At 75.2% G+C, this 2,800-nt stretch carries 4 protein-coding genes; all 4 read right to left on the bottom strand.

Going from position 1 to position 2,800, the window contains the following annotated elements; all coding sequences use genetic code 11:
* Window positions 1–203, bottom strand: a 203-nt coding sequence (locus tag KDM41_17775) for a zf-HC2 domain-containing protein (GenBank protein MCB1185271.1), incomplete at its 3' end; no start/stop codon positions are given.
* Between the two features lie 19 nt (window positions 204–222).
* On the bottom strand, window positions 223–777 hold the full coding sequence (locus KDM41_17780) for a sigma-70 family RNA polymerase sigma factor (protein MCB1185272.1): 555 nt from the start codon (window positions 775–777) through the stop codon (window positions 223–225).
* A gap of 31 nt (window positions 778–808) precedes the next feature.
* A complete protein-coding gene (locus KDM41_17785; protein ID MCB1185273.1) occupies window positions 809–1,414 on the bottom strand; it encodes a periplasmic heavy metal sensor in 606 nt (201 codons plus the stop codon).
* Window positions 1,415–1,518: 104 nt separating this feature from the next.
* A partial coding sequence (locus KDM41_17790; protein ID MCB1185274.1) for a tetratricopeptide repeat protein occupies window positions 1,519–2,800 on the bottom strand: 1,282 nt, incomplete at its 5' end.

Genomic DNA, 2,800 nt, shown 5'->3' on the forward strand with positions numbered 1-2,800 from the left:
ACGGCCGGCCAGACCCGGGACTCCGCCGCCGCCGCGGCCACCGGAGCGGCGAGGACATCCAGGCGATCCCAGGCGGCCCGCCTCCCGCGCCACGCCGCCGCGCACGTCGGGCAGGCGGCCAGGTGGGCGTCCAGCGCCTCGCGCTCCGCGGCGCCCAGTTCGCCGCCGAGGGCCGCGTCGATCAGGTGGAGCACGTGTTCCATGTCGTCGTCCTTTCGCCGCTCAGACATCCGCGTCGCCGAGCCGTTCGCGCAGGCCGGCCAGGGCCCGCTGGATGAGGGATTCGACGCCGGGCACGGTGGTCTCCATGGCCTCGGCCACCTCGCGATACCGCAGCCCCTGGAAGCGATGCAGCACCAGGGCCTGCTTCTGCCGTTCGGGCAGGGCGTCGACCGCCGCCCGGACCGTCCGGGTCGCCTCGTCCCGTTCGAGGGCCGCCAGCGGGCCGGCGTCCGGGGCCGGCGTGTCGTGGGTGGTCGTGTCGAAGCGCACCCAGCCGATGATCTTCCGCCGCCGCAGGCGGCTGCGGGCGAGGTTGCCGGCGATGCGCAGGAGCCAGCTGCGGAACAGGCCCTGCGGCCGGTACTTCCCCGCCTGCCGGAAGACCTTGACGAAGGTCTCCTGGCAGAGGTCCTCGGCTTCGTCGACGGATCCGACCATGTGGATCAGGAAGGTCCGCACGTCCGTCTCCCACCGCTGGACGAGGAGGCGGAAAGCCGCCTCCTCGCCGTCGGCCACGAGGGCCATGAGGGTGTCGTCGTCGGTGTCGTGCCTCAAGATTCACCTTGCCGGTCGATGCGTCCACGATCTACCAGCGACCCTGGCCCTGGCCGCGGCCGCGACCCTGCCCGGGGCCCTGCTCGCAGGAGCCGCCGCCCCCGCAGTCGCCACGGCCGCCACGGCCACCCTGGCCGCGACCCGCCTCGAAGCCCGCACCACGCCCGCCGCGGCGCCCTTCGCCGAGCAGCATCTTGTCCCGCTGCTCGGGCGTCAACAGCTTCCGCACGGCCAGGCGCGTCTCGACGCGGTTGACCTGCATCTCGGTGCGCACCTCGCCGATCTTGCGCGTCAGTTCGACGAGCTTGCCGGCCGAGGGCTCGTCCTTCAGCATCTCGCCGCGCTTGTCGTTGCGCAGGCGCAGCAGCTCCTTGCGCAGCTCGGTGTTCTTGGTGCGGGTCTTCTCGTGCAGGTCCTCGATGGCCGCGACCTGCTCGTCGGTGAGGTCGAGGTGGGCCTGCAGGCGCTCGAGGCGCGGGCCGCCGTCGAAATCGCCGTCGGGGCCGCCGGCGCCCGGGCCGCGACCGCCGCGGGGACCGGGCCCCTGGGCCAGCGCGGTGGCGGCGAGACCGAGGGCCGCCAGGGCGGCGACCACGAGGATCAGGTTCCGTCGGGACATGTTCTGCTGCGTCTTCATGACTGGGCCTCCTGGGGAACGGGAATCGGTTGCTGGTTGTCGTGCCATTCACCCCACCCAACGCGGGACGACTCCGGGACCAGCGGCCGTTTCCGGATTTTTCTTCAGTCGGAGACCAGGGCGAGGTTCCGGCGCAGCGCCGGATCGTCCGGGAGCCGCTCGAGACCGGCCCGGAACACCGCGCGGGCCTCGTCGCGCCGGCCGGCGCGGGCGAGGATCACGCCTTCGTCGATGTACCCGCGCGCATCCGCGGGGTGGGCCGCCCGCAGGCGGCGGGCCGCGGCGAGGGCGGCGGCGGGATCGCCCGTCCGGGCCAGCAGCACGGCCAGGTTGTGGAGCGCCTCGGCGTCGTCGGGGTCCCGCACGAGCACCTGCTCGGCGGCCTCGCGGGCGGCGACCGGGTCGTTCCCCGCGAGGGCCGCGCCCAGCAGCGCCCGCCACAGGGGCACCGGGTCCGAGGCCTGGCGGGCGCCCTCGCGGAGGACCGTACGGCGACCGGACTCGTCGCCCCGGGCCCCGAGAGCCGCCGCCAGACCGAGCCATGACGGCGTCCGGTCCGGCGCCACCGCGACGGCTTCCCGGTACAGGGCGACGGCCCGCTCCAGTGCCGACGCGTCGCCGGTGGCCACGCCGACGTCGGCCCAGCGCAGGGCCTCGTTGGCCGCGGCCAGCCCCGACCAGGTGGCCCGCACGCCGTTCAGCCCCCAGGGCACGACCAGCACCGCCGCCAATGCGGCCGCCACCCACGCCGCGCGGCGCCGGGCGGCCAGATGCACCGCGCCCCAGCCGGCCGCGACGCACCAGAACGGCACCAGCGCCAACCGGTAGCGCGACACGACGAAGAAGAGGCTCTGCCCCAGCAGCAGCACCACGAGGACGGCCAGCGCCCACCGCAGAACCCCGCCGTCGCTCCGTCCCCACGCCGCCGCCAGCCCGGCACTGCCCAGGACGACGAGCAGGGCGTAGGGCACGAGCCACCCGCGCAGCAGCGGCACGGTGCGCGTCCAACCCGCCAGGGGCGTCAACTGGTCGATCTCCCAGCCCTGGACGTGCAGCCACAGCTTGCGCAGGAACAGCGCCGCGGTGCGCCCCGGCCGCGCCCGCATCTCGGCGAGGGCCGCGTCGCGCCAGAGGCGGTCAGCCTCGGCCAGGGACACCGCGTCCCGCCCGAAGCGGCCGGCCAGGAAGGCGCGCCCGGCGGGGTCGCGCCGCCAGTCGCCCGGCACCGCCGCCACGTAGAACCCGTTGGCCTCCGGACCGTTGCCGATGTAGAGATTCAGGCCGGCGTTGACGGTCGGACCGACCAGGTGTCCGGCCAGCCGGGAGTTGCGCCAGGTGGGTGGCGCCCCGACCACGGCCAGGCCGAGCAGCAGCCACACCAGGGCC

The organism is bacterium, from assembly GCA_020440705.1.
In the GTDB taxonomy this organism is placed as follows: Bacteria; Krumholzibacteriota; Krumholzibacteriia; order LZORAL124-64-63; family LZORAL124-64-63; genus JAGRNP01.

What these genes read in the sequence shown, in the direction of transcription:
- KDM41_17785 (MCB1185273.1), bottom strand. Translation starts at nt 1,414, where the DNA reads ATGAAGACGCAGCAGAACATGTCCCGACGGAACCTGATCCTCGTGGTC.